Origin of the sequence: Sorangium sp. So ce426, from assembly GCF_051475585.1 — a bacterium.
In the GTDB taxonomy this organism is placed as follows: Bacteria; Myxococcota_A; Polyangia; order Polyangiales; family Polyangiaceae; genus Sorangium; species Sorangium cellulosum_B.
In genome coordinates this window covers 13,037,054-13,056,033 of record NZ_CP150341.1, presented here as the reverse complement: position 1 = coordinate 13,056,033, position 18,980 = coordinate 13,037,054, and the positions used below count along the sequence as shown (strand labels likewise).

Genomic DNA, 18,980 nt, shown 5'->3' with positions numbered 1-18,980 from the left:
GCTCCCGCTCACTCCTCCTGGAGGATGAAGAGCTGGACCCTCCGGTTCTTCTGGCGGTCGTCCTGCGTGCGGTTGGGCGCGATCGGGTCGGTATCGCCGTAGCCCTTCGCGACGAGCTTCTCCTTCGGGACGCCGGCCTCGACGAGCCACAGGCGAACGGCGTCGGCGCGCTCCTCGGCGATGCGCAGGTTGAAGGCGGGGTCGCCTGCGTCGTCGGCGTGGCCCCGGACCTCGACCAGCTTGATCTCGGGGTGCTGCTCGAGCACGTCGCGCACCTCGGTGAGCACCTCGTCGGGGATCGGCTCGACCGTGTCCTTTCGGTCTCGACCGTACATGACGAAGCGGATGGGCCTGCGGAGCGCGATCTCCCTGTCGCGTATCCGGAGATTCTTGGGACAACCGCTCTGGGTCGGGTCCGGATCGCGCGCGCCTTTCTCTCGGGGGCAGGCGTCCTCCGGCGGCTTGAGGCCATCGCCGTCGATGTCCTCGGGGCAGCCGTTCCGCGACCTGTCGGGGCTGCTCTCGCCCGCGAGCGAGGGGCAAGCGTCCACGCGATCGAGCACGCCATCGCCGTCGCGATCGCCGGGGCAGCCGTTCTGGCGGGGCGCCGCGCTCGGCGCGCCGCGGAGGTCGGGGCAGGCATCGACGACATCGGCGATGCCGTCGCCGTCGCGATCCGGGGGGCAACCATTCTTCGTGAGATCGAGGCTGGACGGGCCAGGCGTCATGGGACAGGCGTCGGCGACATCGAGCACGCCGTCGCCGTCGCGATCGGCCTTCGGGCAGCCGTGGCGAGCGCGGTCGTCGCTGGCGATGCCTCGGGTGCCGGGGCAGGCGTCGGCGGTGTCGAGGATGCCGTCCCCGTCGCGATCGGCGGGCCGCGCTTGCGGGGCGGGCTCGTCGGAGGGAGCCGGCGACCAGCCGGCGAGCGCGACGAGGCGGAAGGCGGGGGTGCCGATGGCGCTGGAGAGTCCCGGGCCACCGGCGGCGCCGAGCTCGAGGCCGCCGAGGAGACGCACGCGCGCGCCCAGCAGGAGCTCAGCGTTGACGGGCGCGCTGGAGGTGACGATGGCGCCAGGCGCGGAGAGCATCGGCCTGTCGCTGAGCGGGGCCGCGCCGTAGAGCTCCGGTCCAATGCGGAGCCGATCGCGCCCGAGGACGAGCGCCGCGCCGGCGCCGAACGTGAGCGTGTGCGGGTTGTCGGAGCCGCGGAGGACCGCGCCGGCCGTCGCGCTCCAGGCGATCGAGAGGGGTGCGCTGAGTGGGAGACGGCCGCCCACGAGAACGTGGGGGGCGCCGCGGAAGGCGCCCTCTCCCGCGTAGGATCCGGCGGGCGCGGTGGGAACGAAGAGGTAGGCGCCGAGCGCCATCTGAAAGGGCGCGTGGTCGGCGCCGAACAGTCGGCCGCGGACACCGAGCCGCAGATCGCCGGCCGCTGCCGAGGAGGGCACGTGGTAGGCGACGCCCGGGGTGCCTGGATCATCGCCTGCCTGAAGCACGGCGAACGGCATATCGAGCGAGACGAGCAGGCGCTCCCAGAGCGAGAGCGAGGCGTCGAGCCGGAGAAAGGCTTGCGACGAGACAACCGATGCAGGGTTATCGCCGTGGAGCTGGAGCGGGTTATGTGCGTAGTCGAACATCAGCAAGGCGCGCGGCATGAGGTGCCCGCCGACCGACGGGGAAGGCACGCCGAAGAGCGCGTCGCCTGCAGGGGCGGGATCGAGCTGCTCGAGCGCCAGGCCACCGACGGCGATGCGTGAGGCGGGTGTTGCCTGCGCCGAGGCGGGACGTGGGAGGGCGAGCGCGGCGAGGGCGAGCGCGGACAGGACGAGCAGCGGGTGACGTCGACCGGAGCGGCGGGAGAGCCGGCGGAAGGCACGCGAAGAGCAGACGGACGAGGAAAGCGAGGTCATGGTGCGTGCCTCGGCGACGTAGGACGACCGCGGCGGCGGCGACGGACGACAAGGACGGTGGCCGCCATCGCGGCACCGAGCACCGAGGCCACATGCAAGGCGGAGCGCTCACGCATACCCAGGCTGCATGCGAAACCGCCGCCGCCGAACTCGAGAGTCGTCGGAGCAGAGGAAGGGGGCTCGCCAGTACCGCCTGCGCCACCTCCACCGCCTGCGCCGACCGAGCTCGCCGCGTCGCTGGTCTCTGGTGAATCGCAAACATCTCCCACCCGATCGCCGTCACCGTCGTCCTGGGCGGGGTTCGCGTCGACAGGGCAGTTATCGCACGTGTCCCCAAGCTCATCTTCGTCAGAATTTAATTGCTCAGCATTCACATCGAAATCACAGTTATCCACATCATTCACCACGCCATCGTTGTCCCAGTCATCGTCACACACATCACCGAGACCATCACCATCACCATCTCGCTGCTCAAGATTCGGCACCAAAGGGCAATTATCTAGCTCATTCGGAACACCATCACTATCCCCGTCTCCATCGCAGAGATCACCGAGACCGTCCATATCAGAATCGATCTGCGGGTCCGGATTGACCTTATAGCGACAGTTATCGTCATCATTAAGCACACCATCGTCGTCCCAGTCATCGTCACAGGCGTCGCCTAGACCATCATTGTCAGCGTTATCTTCCTGATCCGGATTGTACACACCAACGCAATTATCCAACTCATTCGGACGCTCATCACCGTCAAAATCCGCTTCCAAGCATGCGTCCCCAGGACCGCTCGTGCGAGGTGGGTCTGTGTCTTTCTGATTCGCATTCGCGACACGCGGACAATTGTCACTCGCGTCTGGAGCCCCATCATTGTCGCTATCGAGATCTAGAAAATCAGGCAGCCTGCGTCCCTCCTCGCTGTCATGATCGGTGTCAACGGGCATCGTGCACAGATCCGACCTTCCGGCCTCTTCAATGTCGAGCAAGCCGTCGCCGTCGCTGTCGTCGTCAAGCGCGTCGATCCGCCTGTCTCCATCAGTATCGGGGAAAGACGTCGCCGTTATGGCAGGTCGCTCCACCTCGGGCAACTTTAGACCGTCGCAGGGTTGCCTTGGTGGCCATGCCCCACTGCACAACCGCTCGAAGCCCGCCTCGTACAAATCCCATATAGTATCGCTATCGCTGTCCACATCGAACGGGTCCAAACCCATCATCTCTTCGACAGCATCCGACAACCCGTCTCCATCGGTATCATCCTCACACGCATCGCCCTTCTCGTCGCAGTCCATGTCCCGCTGATCAGAATCGGGCTTCTCTCGACATGTGTCGCCACCATTCAGAATACCGTCACCGTCGAGATCATCATCACAAACATTACCTATGCCATCCCCATCGAAGTCTTCTTGCCCTGGATTTGAATTGAACTCACAATTATCGATGAAATCAATATACCCGTCATCATCCCCATCATCACAAGCGTCCCCAATACGGTCACCATCCTCATCCTCCTGACCTTCGTTCGCCACCAAGGGACAGTTGTCGCACGCATCGCCACGTGAATCACCGTCTCTATCGCCATTCCCATCCCCTGGAGTACCAACAAACGGGCACAGGTCTTCAACATCAAGAATATCATCGTTATCATCATCCTCGTCGCACGCGTCACCCCCTCTCAAATGATCAGGAATGGCATCATCGGACGAATCCGAATCAGAATCAACTTGCCCAGGATTAGATACATCGACACAATTGTCGCAAACATCGCCTTCCCCGTCGCGATCACGATCTTCTTGATCTGAATTCGCCCTAGAGGGACAATTGTCACATGCAGTCCCCACACGATCGACATCAATATCACTCTGATTTATATTGAACACGCCAGGACAGTTGTCACATGCATCGCCATGGCCATCAGCATCACTGTCCTTCTGATCGGGATTAGACTTACCCTCACAGTTGTCACAGGAATCACGGGCTCCGTCACCGTCAACATCTGGGGTTCCGGAATCACAAGCGGCACGAGCGATCTGAGCGCTCCCTAGGTGAAACAGCAGAACAAAGCACATCATCAGCAACATTCTACAATCAAGTGTCCGCGCCGGCAGCGCTCGCCACGGCGCTATAGATAAAGACGCCATTACACTGGCACACTTCAAGATCGAGAAGCGCCATCCTACTTGGCAGTCCGACAGATATCCCGGATCCATCTCATTAGAAATCAATCGCATCGCACGAACGCTCCTCGCTCCCATATCGTTGCTTCCCTCCCCGACGAGCTCTTGAGAGATCGTCTCGCCCCCTGATGCATCGCCCGATGCTCCATCGAAATTGCCGCATCCTCTCACTTTCTTATCACGCGCCTTCATGTTCCTGAGTTTTCCTGGGCTCCATGCGTCTCCGCATCGGTCTCGTCCCACGACTGCTCGCGCCGCGTGCGTGCGAGGAGGCATCCACCCTGCTTCCTGGTCTGTCGTCGACCTGAGCCCACACTGAAAGTACCGCGCATGTCGCACGACATGCAAGCGCACGAGATGCGCCACCTGGCGACTGTATTCGATCGGGATCGCCGCATCGGTGGAGTCAACATTCTGGCGGCAACGCCGTTCAAGGGTGCCGCGCGATCACGTCTCGGACGCAACGCTCCAAGGTCGTCGTAAAAATCCCAGCAAGCAGGACGGGCTACTTGCCTTGAAACGACGTTTCCATTCGTCCTTCACCATCCCACACGTATTAAGTGGCGTCGTGTCCCGCATCCTTGCTTCCGAGCCTGCGGCATGCCTGGGCATGCATCCCAAATGGGCGAGCAGGCCACCCCACAACTCTGATACGATGCGCTCCGGGGAGGACGCCTGATCTCCCCGCGTTCACCGGCGGAGATCATGATCACGCACCGAATTTTGCCTCTTCGTACGGGCGGCAGGCGGCACCTCGTTGCCACGCTCGTCCTTGCTGCCTCCGCGCTCTCGCCGTCGTGGGGGTGCTCCGACCACGCAGCGCCAACATCGTCCGCCTCGGCGGACGGCCCTGTTCCTGATCTTGCCGAGGTCCCCCGGGCGCGCGACCGGCTTACGGCAATCCGTGCCCGATTCGAAGAAACACTACGCACCACCGCGCGTCCCCGCTTCGAGCGCCTGGAAGGCGGCGCCGTCCGGGCGCGCTTCGCGGCGCCGTCCCGGTCCGTGAGGGCAGGCAGCGCCACCGTCGAGCTTCCCACGCGCGCATCCGACCCGGTACGCCTTCGCGACCAAGCCTCGGGGCTGGGGATCACATTCGCCTTGGACGGGGCGCTGGACGTGCCGCTCGCCGCGATCGAGGGCGTCGCTATGTATGCCGGCGCCCTCGCGCGAGACGGCGCCGATCTCGTATACCTCGCAAGTCCCACAGGTATCGAGGACTTCGTCTACTTCGATCGCGAGCCCGCCGAGAGAGAGCTTCGCTACCGCGTCGACGCGAGCGGCGTCGCGGGCCTGCGCCTCGTCTCGAACACGCTCGAGTTCCTCGACAGTCAAGGGACGCCGCGGCTGCGGGTCCGTTCTCCCTACGTCCTGGACTCAATGGGGCGCCGTCATACAGCCAGGTTACAGGTGAATGGCTGTACAGTGGACACAGATCCGCGCCCTCCATGGGGGCGGCCCGTCACGAGCCCCGGAGCGGGATCTTGCACGGTGCTCGTGGAGTGGCGAGGGGCCTCGATCCAGCATCCAGCGCTGGTCGATCCCCGGTGGGAGGGGACAACCAATATGCTCGCCGCCCGTACGTTGCACGCGGCAACGCTCCTGAATCCGAGCGCTCCCGCCAGCCGCGTCCTCATCACGGGCGGATTCGGGCCGGGTAAGAACGCGCTCAGGACGGCAGAGCTCTACGAGCCGCTGAGCCGCACCTTCGCGGCGGCGGCCTACATGAACCAAGCGCGTGGGCGTCACACGGCGACCTTGGTGGAGCCACCCTCGTCAGAAGATCCATCGCCCGAACCGCCGCCGCGGGACGTGCTGATAGTCGGCGGGAGCGTGGACCAGGACGGCCCTCCATTCACGACCGTCGGTCCTGTGGAGAAGTATGATCAGGAGACAGGACAGTTCGTCAATCTATTTGAGAGCCCTGACAATCTTCTGACCCTGTCCAGGGTTCATCACACCTCGACGAGGTTCGGACCAAGTAAGGTGCTCATCGCGGGCGGCTCCGACGGCCCCGGCCAAGCCTTGAACAGTGCATACATCTACACTGCCGGCTCACCCACGCTGACACCAGTATCTATGCAGGCAAATCGGGCCGGTCATGCCGCCACGCTGCTCGCCGGCGACGACACTACGTCGGGTGATGTGCTCCTCACGGGGGGCCTCTATGTCGACATCGCGCAGACCTCGGGTGAGATCTTCCACGTAGAAGGCTCGGACGGGTCCCACTTCCAGCCCGTCGAGGGGGACATCGACAACAGGACGTTCCCGGCGATGTTGCAGTCACGCGCCTTTCACACGGCGACACGCCTGCGGGATGGCAGCGTACTCCTGGCGGGCGGGACGAGCAGCAGCAGCAGCCATGCGCTCGTGCGGGACACCGCCGAGCTGTTCATCGACAGCCCCACGACGAGGGGGTTTACCAGGATCGCCATCCCCATGTCCGGCACGCCGGGCATGCTCGGTCGTGCACGTTACGGTCACACGGCGACCCTCGATCCTGCCGGACACGTCGTCCTCGTGGGCGGCTTCGGGGGACCTGGCGGCGACCCGCCCGAGCCCGCTCCCGGCCCCGAGGTCGGCTTCCTCGTCTCCTTCTGCCCGCGGACCGAGACGTTCACGCATTACCTGGACCTGGACATGCTGTCGCCCACGGCAGGCCACACCGCGACCCTGGTGAACGCCGGCGAGGCTGTGACCGCCGGGAGGAGCATCCTCATCGCGGGTGGCGGGAACACCGCGAAGGCAGACGCCTACTTGCTCCTGCGCGATCTCGGCGAGCCGTGTGCGACCGGCCAGGACTGCGCGTCCGGGCACTGCTTCCAGACCGCTGCCGGAGGAGTCTGCTGCAATATGGCTTGCACAGGCGAGTGCGAGACGTGCATCGCATCGCGGAAGGCCGATGGCTCTGGCGACGGTCAATGTGGTCCTGCAAGCGCGGGAACCCCCACCAGCGTGACGTGTGTCGACGAGCTGAACGCGGATGGGGTGAAGGTGAATGGCGTCAGAACCCAGAGCGCCTGTGATGGTGCGGGTCACTCTGTCTCAGCCGAGGTCCAGAGCTGTGCCCCTTTCCTGTGCAACGACGCGGGCACCGATTGCGCTGCGACGTGCGGACCGGACGGTGCGTGCGCGGTTGCCGCATGGTGCAGCTTTAAGCCCGGCGTCGTCTCGGTCCCTAACGGCTGCCTGCTCGACAGCGCGTCAGGCGGAGGCGGCGGAGCGGGCGCAGGCGGCTCCGCAGGCACGGGCGGCACTGGCGGCTCCGCAGGCACGGGCGGCACTGGCGGCTCCGCAGGCACGGGCGGCGATGGGGGAGTCGGGGGCGCAGCCAGCGCGGGTGCAGCAGGGGGCGTGACCGGCACAGGTGGAGGTGGAGGAGCCGTGACAGGCGTCGATCCCTGCTATGCGCCCGACGGAGACGGCCCCGGCGGCGCGGACGGCGGCACCGGTGGAGGAGGAAGCGGCGCAGGCGACGCCGGCGCGGGCGGCCCTGGAGCCGGGGGAGGCGGCGGGGCGCCAGGCGACGCGCTCGGCGTGTGCGTCTGCAAGCAGCCGCTCGGCGCCGGGTGCGAGGACGCGCGCGAGTGTGCCAGCAATTTCTGCATCGACGGTCGCTGCTGCGATGCCAGCTGCAATGGGCCATGCGAGGCCTGCGACACCGAGGGGGCGCTGGGGCTCTGCAGGCCGCTCGGCACGCCGCTCGAGCATCAGCCGCCGCGCACCGGTCACACCCCGTGCCTGAGCGACGTGGGCTGCGAAGGGTGGTGCGACGGCACGCGCACCGACGAGTGCACGTACCCGGAAGTAGGGCACCAATGCGGGGAGCCGAGCTGCACGGACGGGATCGCGATCGGATACGCGTGCGCCGCGGACCACACCTGTGAGGAAAAGACCAACGGGTGCGAGGGGTTCCTGTGCGATGAAGCCACGCGCAGATGCAAGGAGGGATGCACGACTCGCCAAGAGGACTGCATCGAAGATGCGATCTGCGCTGGCGCGCGCTGCGTGGAGATCTCGGGCGACACCTGCGACGGCGGACATTTCGTCGTGAAGCTCGAGGGTGACGACAAGGACTGCACGCCCTATACGTGCAGCGGCTCCGCTTGCCGGACATCCTGCGAGACCTTCAAGGACTGCGTGGATGGGTTCGTCTGCAGCCAGGGCGCGTGCGTCGAAGCGCCAGAGGAGCCCCAGATCTCGTCCTGCAGCGTCTGCTTGCAAAATCGACCCGACGTGCGCTTGCCCTGGGGGCTCGCCGCTGCTGCGCTCATCACAAGGTTCGCGCGCCGTCGTGTCCGACCCGCCGCTCGTGGCGACACCAGGCTGGCTCAACGAGGCTATCCGGCCCTCTGACCAGTGGCTCGGCAGCAACCCGCACAACTTGATGCCGGAGAAGGTTCAGCGGCGAAACACGAGGCGGAGTACCAGACCAAGATGTTCAAGATTCACACCAACCAGATGGATGTGTTTCGGGAGCGGGAGAAGACGAATTTCATCAATCGCCTCGTCGACTACTTGCTTCACGCACACCCGGAGACCGAGGTGAAGCTGCCTGAGAACCAGAAAGCGCCATTGCAGTCCCTCCCCCGAGCGGTGCTGCACGCGATGGTCCGCGGCGGTGTGGCGCGCGCGGAACGATACGGAATGACGTGGGAATCCAACGTGACCGCGTTCGTCGTCATCATGTTCATCGCCTCACCAAATTTTGACGGGCACCCGTGCGTACGACGAACCCTTTGCCGGAGCGAGACGGACCCGAATCTCCGGCTCGACATGCTCTGGGAAGAGACATCCGACGACATATGGGACGCTGTCACGACGGGTTACGACGCGAGCAGCTGGACCCTCTCGGTGGAATGCAATGGGTGCTGAAGGAACGATGAACAGGCTGATGTCGACGGCCAACGCGGCGAGATCACGCGCACCGGATACGCCGATCGGGTTAGCGTGCGAGTGTTGCGCACAGACGACACCGGCGACTCCAACAGTAGCGGGTGTCTGCATGTCGACGACCGCTCAGTACAGCATTGGAGCGCCGCAGAGACCGCCGATCCATCACGACAACGGGTTTCTTCAGAACCCGTCCGATTCGAACGATCCAACCCCCATTCCCACGACGGAGCCTAGCGTCGCCGACCGAGCATCGCTCCTCTACTGGCAGGGCACCCTCGAGGCGGCGGAGGCTGCTCAAGGCGTCCCGCGTGCACCACATAATAACATACCGGACGCTCTCGCGGCGTACCGGCATTTCCTCTACGGCAACGGGGCTAACAGGACATTCTCCTACGAGCGGTTCGTCGCGAACGACGCCTCCGGCGCAATTGCACTGCGAAATGCTATCCGGGATATCCAAATCTGCATCGAGAAATTCTACAGAAAGATGGTCGACGACGATCCCTCCCTCGCAACGAGGCAGGTGACGTTTCAGCTAACGGGCACCGCAATCGCAGTCGGTTCAGACTCGACGTACCCTTACCCAAGCACGGAGAACTGGCAAAAGGCCATCGGTGCCCATAGTATCTGGATGAGCGGAACGGTAGTCGTTGAACCTGCACCATGCTCTGGTAGCGGCGAACCCAGGCTGGAGATGCGCGCAACGCTCCATGCCGAGGACCGTTACAATTTCAACCCGAATGCAGCGGACATCACCACCGGGATTCCCGACGACGCGAATGGTCGCTTCGAGGCCACGGGTCTCGCGCATCAGTACATGAACTATGCGACGCTGCAGCGCGATGTCACCTGGATGTTGGGCCACCCCGAGGCGGGCACGACGTTGAGGATGAACGGTACGCGCCAGCGCAGTCCAGGTGACAACCGGCGCGCGCGCAACCGCGTTTGACGTGCAGAGGACACCGTGAAGATCCCCGACAGAAACAAACCCGCAAGGGCCCCACAGCCGCGGACCGACATGAGAGAGCTGTCGAAGCTCATCCGTCTCCCCTGCACGCCCGAAAGTGGCCTCTATACGGTGGCAGTTCGAGGGGAGATCGGCTTCGGTCCGACAGATTGGTATCTGACCGCTCTGCTAACCTTCGAAACTCGCCACGCAGATACGGTAGTTCAGGAGGCGGCCCGTCGCCGTCGCCCGCGCATTACAGTGAACGTCCCGCAAGAGCAGATCAGTTGGCTTCCTTTATATGTAATAGATCTCCTCGTCGAGAACACGCAAGACGGTAGCCTTAGCCTGAAGGGGGAGATATACGATGCCAACGACTTCTTCAAGCCGCCGCTCTCACACGGTTACATGGTCCGCGCTGGAGAAACCCCACATCTATATCTGTATCTTTATACGATGTAATATTAACGTCGCGCGAACCGTACATAGCAGCCCTCGGCCGAGTGTGAGCGGAGAGAGAGCGCGCCGCGGCGCACTGACGGTGCCTCCCCCGCTCGGGAGCCTAGTGCAGATGATCCGCTCGCCGGCTTCTGCCCGACGGACGTCAAACGCTCACACATGCTTTTGAGATCGTCGGATCTCTGCAGCGCGTGGACCGACCGGTCCACTCATCCAAGAGCCAGCGGACCCACGCCGCCGAGACGCACTGTCGCAAGTACTTTGACTACTCCTCCAACACGCACAATACGCAAGCACGATTTGAGGCACACTCAGCGAGTACTGAACAGCTCGACGAGGACCTTCTCCAGCGGCAGGACATATTTCTCATCCCGCAGCGAAATAGCGACGGTGGTCCGAGCAGTCTCGAGTTCGAGCGCAAGCACGCGCGCAGCGTCGCCGCGGCTCAGCTTGGCGAAGGCGGCGAAGATCTCGGTTTCATCGAAGGTCAGTCGCGCGAACCGCGCCCCGCCGTCAGGCGCCATCCACCCGAGATTGATCGCGGCGGGCACGGGGCGGCGTTCGCGCGGAATCGCAGGCCCCGCGCACCCGATGAAGGCCCGTTCGCCATTGAAGGAGCGGATCCACAGCCCGGTTGGCATCCCCTCACCCGTGACCGTTGGCCGCCAGTTGTATTGCCGGCGATAGCTCTGATAGAGTCCCCTGGGTGTACCTTCGCGACCGAGACGAGCGAGGCCCCTAGCGTTGAGCTTCGCTGCTAGTACCTGCCGAATGAATGCAGGGCGCGAACTTGCGGGGTTGTCGAGCACGCGCTCCCACGGGAGGTCCACCTCGGGCGCGATAAAGCTCGCCACCTCGATCGCCTCCGACCCTGTAGACATCCATACTGCAACCAGCCCCTCCGGGGCCATGCCAACGACGATCCTCTCAAATCCGCGAAATTCTTCGGTCTGCGGATCGGCGACCCCCGCTCGGAACAGCGTGGTCATCGTTGCCGTGGGTAGCATGAAAGATCCGCCAAAGAACCTGTCCTCTAGATAAGAGAACCAAGTGAGATCAAGCCGCACAGGCACCGGCTTGACCGCTGCGCCGACGATATGCGTCGATCCCCACTCGCCCCACCCGTTGGCCACATCGCGCCCATCGGGAATATAGATCGAGCCGCCATCGGCGAAGTACAGGTCTCCGCGCACGAGGTGCACCGGGGCTCGCTCGGGCGCGGATTCGGTGGGGAGCCATTCAAAGTTCGACATAAGCATCGAGTCTCCTTCACTAGCCACGCTCCGCAAGCCGCCAGAACCAGCTCCGCTAGCGTCGCAAGGCAGCTTAGCCATCGTAGATGTTCCTCATCCGATGCCCTCGGACGGGATCGTTGCTCGACCACTGCGGCGAGTGGGCGCCGCCGCGGGTGCCGTAGCGGGCGGAGAAATGTAGATGGCCGTGGCGGAGATCGATATGCCAGCTCGGATCGAGGGCGGGGTGGGTTTTGAACCAGTCCCCCACGGAAGAGCGGGTGGTACTACGGATATAGGCCTGTATCTCCGAGTATGCATCGCGCAGATCCGCAGGGATCGGATGACGGGATTCCAGCGCGGCGGCGATAGGAACGCCGTTGGTGCGCGCGAAAGCAGCCATGATCCATAGAGGTATGCGCGCATAGGTGTTTCTGATGCCCCGTCGCGTCGCCCTGACTTCGTTCCAGAACGTCGTCCCCTGGAGCTCGGAGCTGCGATACCATCCTGTGTCCACCAACCATCGGCGCTCGCGCGCGATTGCTGCACGCTCGTCAGCGTTGAGCCGGAGCGTGTCGAGATCGAACAGCTGGTAGTCCACCTCGGCTGCATGGTCAGCATAGCCGCCGCCGATGTCGGAGTGCACGCCGGGAAGGAACAGCTGTCGCCCACGACTGCCGGAACTATTAATATTGGTCAGAGGAAAATTGGCGCGATGCTCTTCCGCAGCGGCGAGCTGAATGACACTGCTCGCGACCGAGATCGAGTCGAGGTGCAGTTCAGCGGTATCGTCGGAATGATTTAAACCGAAAGACGCAACCGTGTCGTAGAGCCCCACAAACTTGACCATCACCGTACCGACTGAAACTCCTCGCGATTCCAGCCGCTCCTTGAGCGTTCGGTTCGATTCTGTCATGCACTTCCACACGCAATAACGCGCCGCCGCGGCGCCCCGGCTAAAGCCGAAGGTATCAATGTGGAGATCCGTGACCTCGCCGAATCCAGAGTCGACGATGCTCACGATCGCCGCGATCGCCGCTCTGAGGCCGCGATCCACCTTGGCTTGCACACCAGTGTCGCCTTGGCCAGTCGCCGAGCCCCACCCACTGTCGTCCCCACCATCGACAGTCCCGATACCTTCGATATAGATGGTCAGGTGTCGATCAACGCACGGACCGGGCCGATCCAGCCCCGCGCTCTCCAGCTTGGCCACATTGGTGAGCCCGGCGGCATAGCTGTCGTCACTGTTGTGCTCCGGGCCGAGACTTACGTTAGTCCTGTTGTTGCCCGTACCGTCAAAGAAGAAGCTGACGCGGATGCGGATCGGCGGTAGCGGCGATGGTCTAGGGGGCTGATCGTCGTGACAGATTTGCACCGGCCCGTTCACCTCGTCGGACATGGGCACGCCAGCAGGCAAGGGGACACCGCCGTCGACCGGTTCCGGTGGTTCAAAGGGTGACTGCGAAAGCCAGTTGCCGGACCCCGCCGAGGGATCGTCCGGAAGGCCTGCATCTGTGCGATCACGCATCGTCGCGCTCCATCGCTTCGAGGTCGGCGTCGAGCGAGATCAGGATAGGTTTCTTCGCGGCCACAAGCGCGGCGGCGAAATTTCGGACCCGCGTCCCTTCGTCGAAACCTCGCTGTGTCAGCCGATAGCCGACATAACCTGTGGGCGGCATCGAGAACCCCGGCTCCGCCTGGAGAGCAATCAGCCAGAGCACGTTGCTATCTCGGGTTATCCCAAGAGCCCGAGCGAAGGCGATCACCGAGGTCACATGCCGCGCGACATCTACATCGTCTCGGCCCCGGCACCACTCGGAATGATGCTCGCGAAGATAGGCGATAGCACGCATGCTGAAAGGCCTCCCGAGCGCGTCGGAGATTGCCTGGAGTTGCTCTTTCGGGACGATCATCATTTTCAAACAAGTCAGCAGAGAGAATCGCTTGGAGCACAGCCGTGCGACAGCGGCGACGGTACCCCACGGGTAGCTTGGGAAGAATGCTACCTGGATGCATCCGTGCGTCAAGCAATGACAAGCATCGAGCATCTATATTCGTCGGTCTGAGTGCCAGTTCGCAGGGTCATGGGGCCACCTGACGGCGTTTTTCGCAGGGTCATGGGGCCACCCCAATCGCAGGAGGATGGGGCCACCCGCGCGGGGGCGTGACCCAGTTTTTCGCAGGGTCATGGGGCCAGCTTTCGAGGTTTTTCGCAGCCTCATGGGGCCAGCCCGGGACGCCGCGGTCGGGATCTGAGACGGGCTCCTTCCGACGACGGCGCGGGTCGCCGTCGGAAGGAGCCCGATGCCCTACCGAGAGCTGATCATGGTTGACATCAAGGAAATGCTCCGCCGTCGTGCGGCGGGGCAGAGCGCGCGTCAGGTGGCGCGCGAGACGGGGTTCGATCGCAAGACGGTCGGCAGGTACTTCGAGGCCGCGGCGACGCTGCCACTGCCGCTCGACCGCGAGCCGACGGACGAGGAGGTCCATGCGATCGCCCAACGCGTGCAGGCGCGCCCGGTGCCCGACGCGAGCGACGAGAGGAAGCAGATCGACGCGCATCGCGTGCGTATCGAGGCCTGGCTCGCTCAATCTCGCCCGCTGAAGCTGCGGAAAATCCACACGCTGCTCCAGCGCGACCACGGCGTCACGGCGAGCTACGACACGCTCTGGCGCTTCGCCAAGGAGGAGCTCGCGTGGCGCAAGAAGACGCCGACTGTTCGTGTCGCGGATACCGAGCCCGGCGAGGTCGCGCAGGTCGACTTCGGCCTCATGGGCAGGCTGTTCGATCCTGCGACGCAGCGAGTTCGCAACCTGTGGGTGCTCGTGGTGACGCTCGTGTACAGCCGCTACCAGTTCGTGTGGCCGTCGTTCGAGCAGACCACCGTGGCGGTGTGCGCGGGCCTGGATGCGGCGTGGCGCTTCTTCGATGCGATGGCGCGCGTGATCATTCCGGACAACATGAAAGCCATCGTGCTGCGCGCCGACGAGGTCGCCCCCGTGCTCGCGCCGGCCTTCCTCGACTACGCTCAGACGCGCGGGCTGTTCGTGGATGCCGCGCGTGTCAGGTCGCCGAGAGACAAGGCACGTGTCGAGAATCAGGTCGCCTACGTGCGGGAGAGCTGGTTCGACGGCGAATCGTTCACGAGCCTCGACGACGCGCGCGCGTCGGCTGAGCGGTGGTGCCGCGACGTCGCCGGCGCGCGCGTCCACGGCACGACGCGCGAGGTACCGCGCGAGGTGTTCGAGGCGCGCGAGAGGAGCGCCATGAAGCCGGCGCCGGCAGCGCCGTTCGACGTGCCGCACTGGACCGACGCGAAGGTCCACCCCGATCATCACGTGCAGGTGCTCCGGTCGCTCTACAGCGTGCCCACCCGCCACGTCGGCAGCACGGTGCGCGTCCGTGCCGACAGCGCGTCGGTGAGGATCTACGCCGGCACGGAGCTCGTGAAAGTGCACGCGCGCGTCGCGCCGGGCAAGCGTTCCACCGATCCGAGCGACTACCCCATGGGCAAGGACGTCGCGGCGGTGCGCGACGTCGCCTCGCTCATCGCGAGCGCGAAGAAGTGCGGAGTGCACGTCGGCGTCTACGCTGAGCGACTGCTCGCGGTGCCATTGCCCTGGACGCGCATGCGGCTGGTCTACGCGCTGCTGCGTCTGTGCAAGAAGTTCGGTAACGGGCGTGTCGAGGCGATCTGCCAGAGCGCGCTCGCGTTTGATGTCGTCGACGTGCAGCGCGTGGCGCGCATGCTCGAGACGGCGAAGACGCCGGCGTCACCGTCCACGGGTCAGCGCACGGTCGTTGCGCTGCCCACCCCGCGGTTCGCGCGCAGCACGGAGCACTTCGCGACGCGCATGCCGGCGGCTGCCGCGACCAAGGAGGACTCGTGATGAGCGCGAGCGAAGTCGACCCTGCGCTCATCACGGCGCTCAAGCGCCTTCGTCTCGGCCGGATCGCGGCGACGCTGCGCGAGCGTCTCCTGGTCGCCGAGAAGCAGTCGATGGGACACGAGGAGCTGTTGCTCATGCTGCTCACCGACGAGATCGCGCGTCGCGAGGCCAGCGCGACGGAGAGCCGCGTACGCGACGCCGGGCTCGACCCGGCCATGCGCCTGGAGCTCTGGGACAAGACCGCGAAGGTCAGCTTCGACAAGCGTCTGCTCGGCGGGTTCACGAGCCTACGCTTCCTCGAAGAGCACAAGCACATCGTCATCCTCGGCTCTGTCGGCGTGGGCAAGACCTACCTCGCGAACGCGCTCGGACACCTCGCGTGCCAGCACGGCTACAGCGTGCGCTTCTTGCGCGCGGACGCGATGCTGCGCAGGCTGCGCCAGAGCAGACTCGACAACTCACGCGACGCCGAGATGGTCGCGCTCACGACCGTCGACCTGCTCATCCTCGACGACTTCGCGCTCGAGGCGATGAACAAGGAAGAGAGCCGCGACGTGTACCAGCTCTTCCTCGAACGTACAGGCAACGCTTCGATGATCGTCACGAGCAATCGCGACACGGCCGAGTGGCTCGCGATGTTCGACGACGTGCTGCTCGCGCAGAGCGCCGTCGATCGGTTCAAGAACGCGGCGTTCGACTTCATCATCGACGGCGAGTCGTACAGACCGCGGCTCAAGCCGAAGCTCGACGAGAGCACCACGGCCGCGCCGGTGCCCGCGCGCAGCAAGCCGCCAACCCACCCACGCGGCAGGCGGCGATGACCGCTGCGGCCTCGGCGAGGACGTCGAGCCTGGGGCCGCGCCTCTGACCCCTCGCTCCGATCGGCGTGCCTCGCCCACCCTCGTCGACGGGAGCGCGGGTGTCGCTGGGGGCGGGGTGAACCTGCCTGCTCCTGAGCGTCGCGGACCCTGCCGGGATCTGCCGGGGGCCTGTGTGGCCCCATGACCCTGCGAAAAGAGAGACGTCGCCGGTCGCTGCGCGCCCGGCTCCGGGGACCTCGACACGCTTCGCGGTCTCGGGCATGGTCGAGACCGATCACGGCGTCTCCCCCCTGGCCCCATGACCCTGCGACGGGGTGGCCCCATGATCCTGCGACGTGGCAGTCTGAGCATGCTTGTCGATGTCAGCATGACCGCAAGAGTGTTCAGACCGGCCTGAAAGAGATCCAACGATTGATGTTTGATTGGCTCGCTCGGATCGAGCTGGCCGAACACTGCAAACGACAATTCGACAGGTTGTTTCGATGCCGTGCCTTCCCCTCACGCACCGTTCCGTCGTCGAATTTGGACAGATGCCGCTCGAAGGAGAGAGGTCATTGGAGATGGTTCTCCTCGAAGAGCACGACTTCCTACAACGTGTCGTCGGAGTCCACCCCCACCGGCTCCTCCGGCGTCCCCGGATGGGCTCCCCCACCTTTCCCAGCTGAGCCGCTCACGTTGATCTTGACGAGCGTGCCCTTGATGGTGACCCCCGCCGCATCCATCCGGATGAAGCCGCCAGGCCCGCGGATCGTCACGTCCTCCGTGCCCTCAGCAACGAAGTCCTCACCGGCGGCATAATGCATCTTCTTCGCCGCGCGGAGCGCGTAGCGGCCGCCAACTCGCTCACGCTGACCCAGCTCGACAGTACACGACTGCGTTCCCCGAACCTCCTCCCGGAGGCTCGCGCGCACTTCGATGTGGCAGCTCGCCTCGATCCGCTCGCGCGTATCGCGCCCGGTGACGGAATCCACCTCCTTGCCCACCCATTGCTTGGCGTACCCGTCAATCCGCTCGGTCGCATCGTTCTTGACGAGCTTCTGGCGATCATGACCCACCGTGCTCTGCTCGTCGTTCTTGACCAGCCGCCTCCGGTCTCTCTGCGCCTGTTGCCAGACGAGCTCCTTGCCCTTCAGATCCTCGAGCATCACCTCGTTGAACCCGCCCGAGCCTGGCGAGGAATCGCTCTTCCATGTGCTGCGGGTACCGTGCTCGGGCAGCGTATATGGAACGCTCTGGACCGCATTGTACGCGCGACCGATCACGACGGGCTGGTCGGGATCACCCTGAAGGAATGTGACAAGAACCTCCTGCCCGACGCGCGGCAGAGCGATCATGCCCCAGCCGCCGCCGCCCCATCCCTGATGCACGCGCATCCAGCAGGAGCTGTGTTCGTCCTTTTGTCCATCGCGGTCCCATGCGAGCTGGACGCGTACGCGACCGTACTCGTCCGCATAAATCTCCTGGCCACGTGGACCCACGACGACCGCGCTCTGAAAGCCATGGACGACCGGCTTCGGAGCGCGCCGCGGGGGGCGATACGGTGAATCGGCAAACACTGCCTGCCCGGAGAGCGTCCACTCGCCTTCTGGTGTGCCCTCGAAAGAGCTCTCCACGACGAGGAGCTTGCGTCTTGCAGGCAGCTCTGGATGGGGGTGGCTGTCGATCGAGAAGACGACGCCCGGGACAAGGTCGAAGGCGTTGGTTTCATACGAAATGCCATGAAGGCCAACACGCTCCCCGTAGAGCTCGCAATGCACCAGCTCATGTCCGTATCCAGCGTCGTGACGAGCGAAGCCTTGGTCGTCTGCAACCGGGCTGCCAGCTGGCTTGCCAGTCTCCGCGAGAAATGCGCCGGGCCGGTATCGGTACTGCTCGTAACGGTCCTCGGCAGAGGCGGCTCGTGCGGTCTCTGCAAGCGGAAACATTGGACGTCGGAAATCGTGGTCCCGCACGCTCACGGTGCCAGGCCGAACCTCACGGCTGAGGCGCACGCCGGTAACGAACTCTCGCCCGGCGCTGTCGCTCGGGTCGCTCACATAGAGAATCGGCGACATCGGACAGGGTGCCGTTGCCTCCAGGCGGTCGCTGAAGATGGGCGTCGCGAGATGCCCGTCATCGTCGGCAAAAGTGAAGGCGATGCCAGCTTCCTCGAGGAGGCGGCTCAGGAACAGGTAATCGGTCTCGGCGTACTGAACCTTGTAGTCGAGCTTGGGATAGCGGGCGCGATCGATCTTCCACCCAGCATCGATACGCCACTCGCTGAGAACACGGTCGATGATGTCGGGGATGGACAGGTGCTGGTAGATGCGGCTATTACAGCGCTGCGTAAGCTGCCATAAGGTGGGGACCAGACGGAGGTGGTACGTGGAGACGTTCAGCTGGCCGGGTGCAGTCTTGACGGCATGCACCAGCTCGGCTCGGCTGATCAGGCCGCTCCACGTTCGGCCGCCCGGCCGGGGTTCGAAGCCATAGCCAGCGTCGGCGTGGAAGGTCCCCGGGCGGCCGACGATGCCCGCGAGATCGATGGCAGGATCGGGCGATCGCGCCCAGAGCGAGACCGAGAACGGCATCGAGAGGGCCTCGTGGACCGCGAACCGATGCACAACGAGCGAGTCCTCTCGGGTCGATAGAGTCAGCGTGAGGATGGGCATCCT

12 protein-coding genes and 1 pseudogene are annotated in these 18,980 nt (G+C 64.5%); 7 read left to right on the top strand and 6 right to left on the bottom strand.

Translation table 11 applies throughout. The annotated features are described in order from the left end of the window. Positions 1-8: 8 nt before the first annotated feature. Complete coding sequence (locus WMF44_RS49120) at positions 9-1,913, bottom strand: OmpA family protein (protein WP_437296952.1); 1,905 nt, start codon at positions 1,911-1,913, stop codon at positions 9-11. Further along, on the bottom strand, positions 1,910-4,273 hold the full coding sequence (locus WMF44_RS49115; RefSeq protein WP_437296951.1) for a thrombospondin type 3 repeat-containing protein: 2,364 nt from the start codon (positions 4,271-4,273) through the stop codon (positions 1,910-1,912). The genes WMF44_RS49120 and WMF44_RS49115 overlap by 4 nt, the downstream gene beginning before the upstream one ends. A 513-nt stretch (positions 4,274-4,786) precedes the next feature. On the opposite strand from WMF44_RS49115, the pseudogene WMF44_RS49110 reads away from it, so the two are divergent. From WMF44_RS49110 to WMF44_RS49090, 5 genes and pseudogenes are all read left to right on the top strand, one after another. After that, a pseudogene (locus WMF44_RS49110) lies at positions 4,787-6,115 on the top strand (hypothetical protein); the annotation flags it as partial. Positions 6,116-6,160: 45 nt separating this feature from the next. Then, positions 6,161-8,437: a hypothetical protein gene (locus WMF44_RS49105; RefSeq protein ID WP_437301709.1), complete on the top strand. Its 2,277-nt coding sequence runs from the start codon at positions 6,161-6,163 to the stop codon at positions 8,435-8,437. 81 nt (positions 8,438-8,518) lie between these two features. Continuing rightward, positions 8,519-8,956 (top strand): hypothetical protein, encoded by a 438-nt coding sequence (locus WMF44_RS49100; RefSeq protein ID WP_437296950.1) that lies wholly within the window; start codon positions 8,519-8,521, stop codon positions 8,954-8,956. A gap of 130 nt (positions 8,957-9,086) precedes the next feature. Continuing rightward, positions 9,087-9,926, top strand: a complete 840-nt coding sequence (locus WMF44_RS49095) for a hypothetical protein (protein WP_437296949.1) — start codon at positions 9,087-9,089, stop codon at positions 9,924-9,926. Positions 9,927-9,941: 15 nt separating this feature from the next. Then, a complete protein-coding gene (locus WMF44_RS49090; protein WP_437296948.1) occupies positions 9,942-10,385 on the top strand; it encodes a hypothetical protein in 444 nt (147 codons plus the stop codon). A gap of 308 nt (positions 10,386-10,693) precedes the next feature. On the opposite strand, the gene WMF44_RS49085 is transcribed toward WMF44_RS49090, so the two are convergent. The 3 genes from WMF44_RS49085 to WMF44_RS49075 form a co-directional block, all read right to left on the bottom strand. Continuing rightward, entirely contained in the window at positions 10,694-11,635 is a 942-nt protein-coding gene (locus WMF44_RS49085; protein WP_437296947.1) for a DUF2931 family protein, read from the bottom strand. A gap of 73 nt (positions 11,636-11,708) precedes the next feature. Further along, entirely contained in the window at positions 11,709-13,142 is a 1,434-nt protein-coding gene (locus WMF44_RS49080; RefSeq protein WP_437296946.1) for a T6SS phospholipase effector Tle1-like catalytic domain-containing protein, read from the bottom strand. Then, a complete protein-coding gene (locus WMF44_RS49075; RefSeq protein ID WP_437296945.1) occupies positions 13,135-13,530 on the bottom strand; it encodes a hypothetical protein in 396 nt (131 codons plus the stop codon). Before WMF44_RS49075 ends, WMF44_RS49080 begins: the two co-directional genes overlap by 8 nt. Before the next feature lie 409 nt (positions 13,531-13,939). On the opposite strand from WMF44_RS49075, the gene istA reads away from it, so the two are divergent. Both istA and WMF44_RS49065 read left to right on the top strand, forming a co-directional pair. Then, positions 13,940-15,505 (top strand): IS21 family transposase, encoded by a 1,566-nt coding sequence (istA, locus tag WMF44_RS49070; RefSeq protein ID WP_437296944.1) that lies wholly within the window; start codon positions 13,940-13,942, stop codon positions 15,503-15,505. Further along, a complete protein-coding gene (locus WMF44_RS49065; protein ID WP_437296943.1) occupies positions 15,505-16,326 on the top strand; it encodes an ATP-binding protein in 822 nt (273 codons plus the stop codon). Before istA ends, WMF44_RS49065 begins: the two co-directional genes overlap by 1 nt. Positions 16,327-16,913: 587 nt before the next feature. Here the strand turns inward: WMF44_RS49065 and WMF44_RS49060 are convergent. Continuing rightward, positions 16,914-18,977, bottom strand: coding sequence for a type VI secretion system Vgr family protein (locus tag WMF44_RS49060; protein WP_437296942.1), 2,064 nt, complete (start codon positions 18,975-18,977; stop codon positions 16,914-16,916). Positions 18,978-18,980 lie beyond the last annotated feature (3 nt).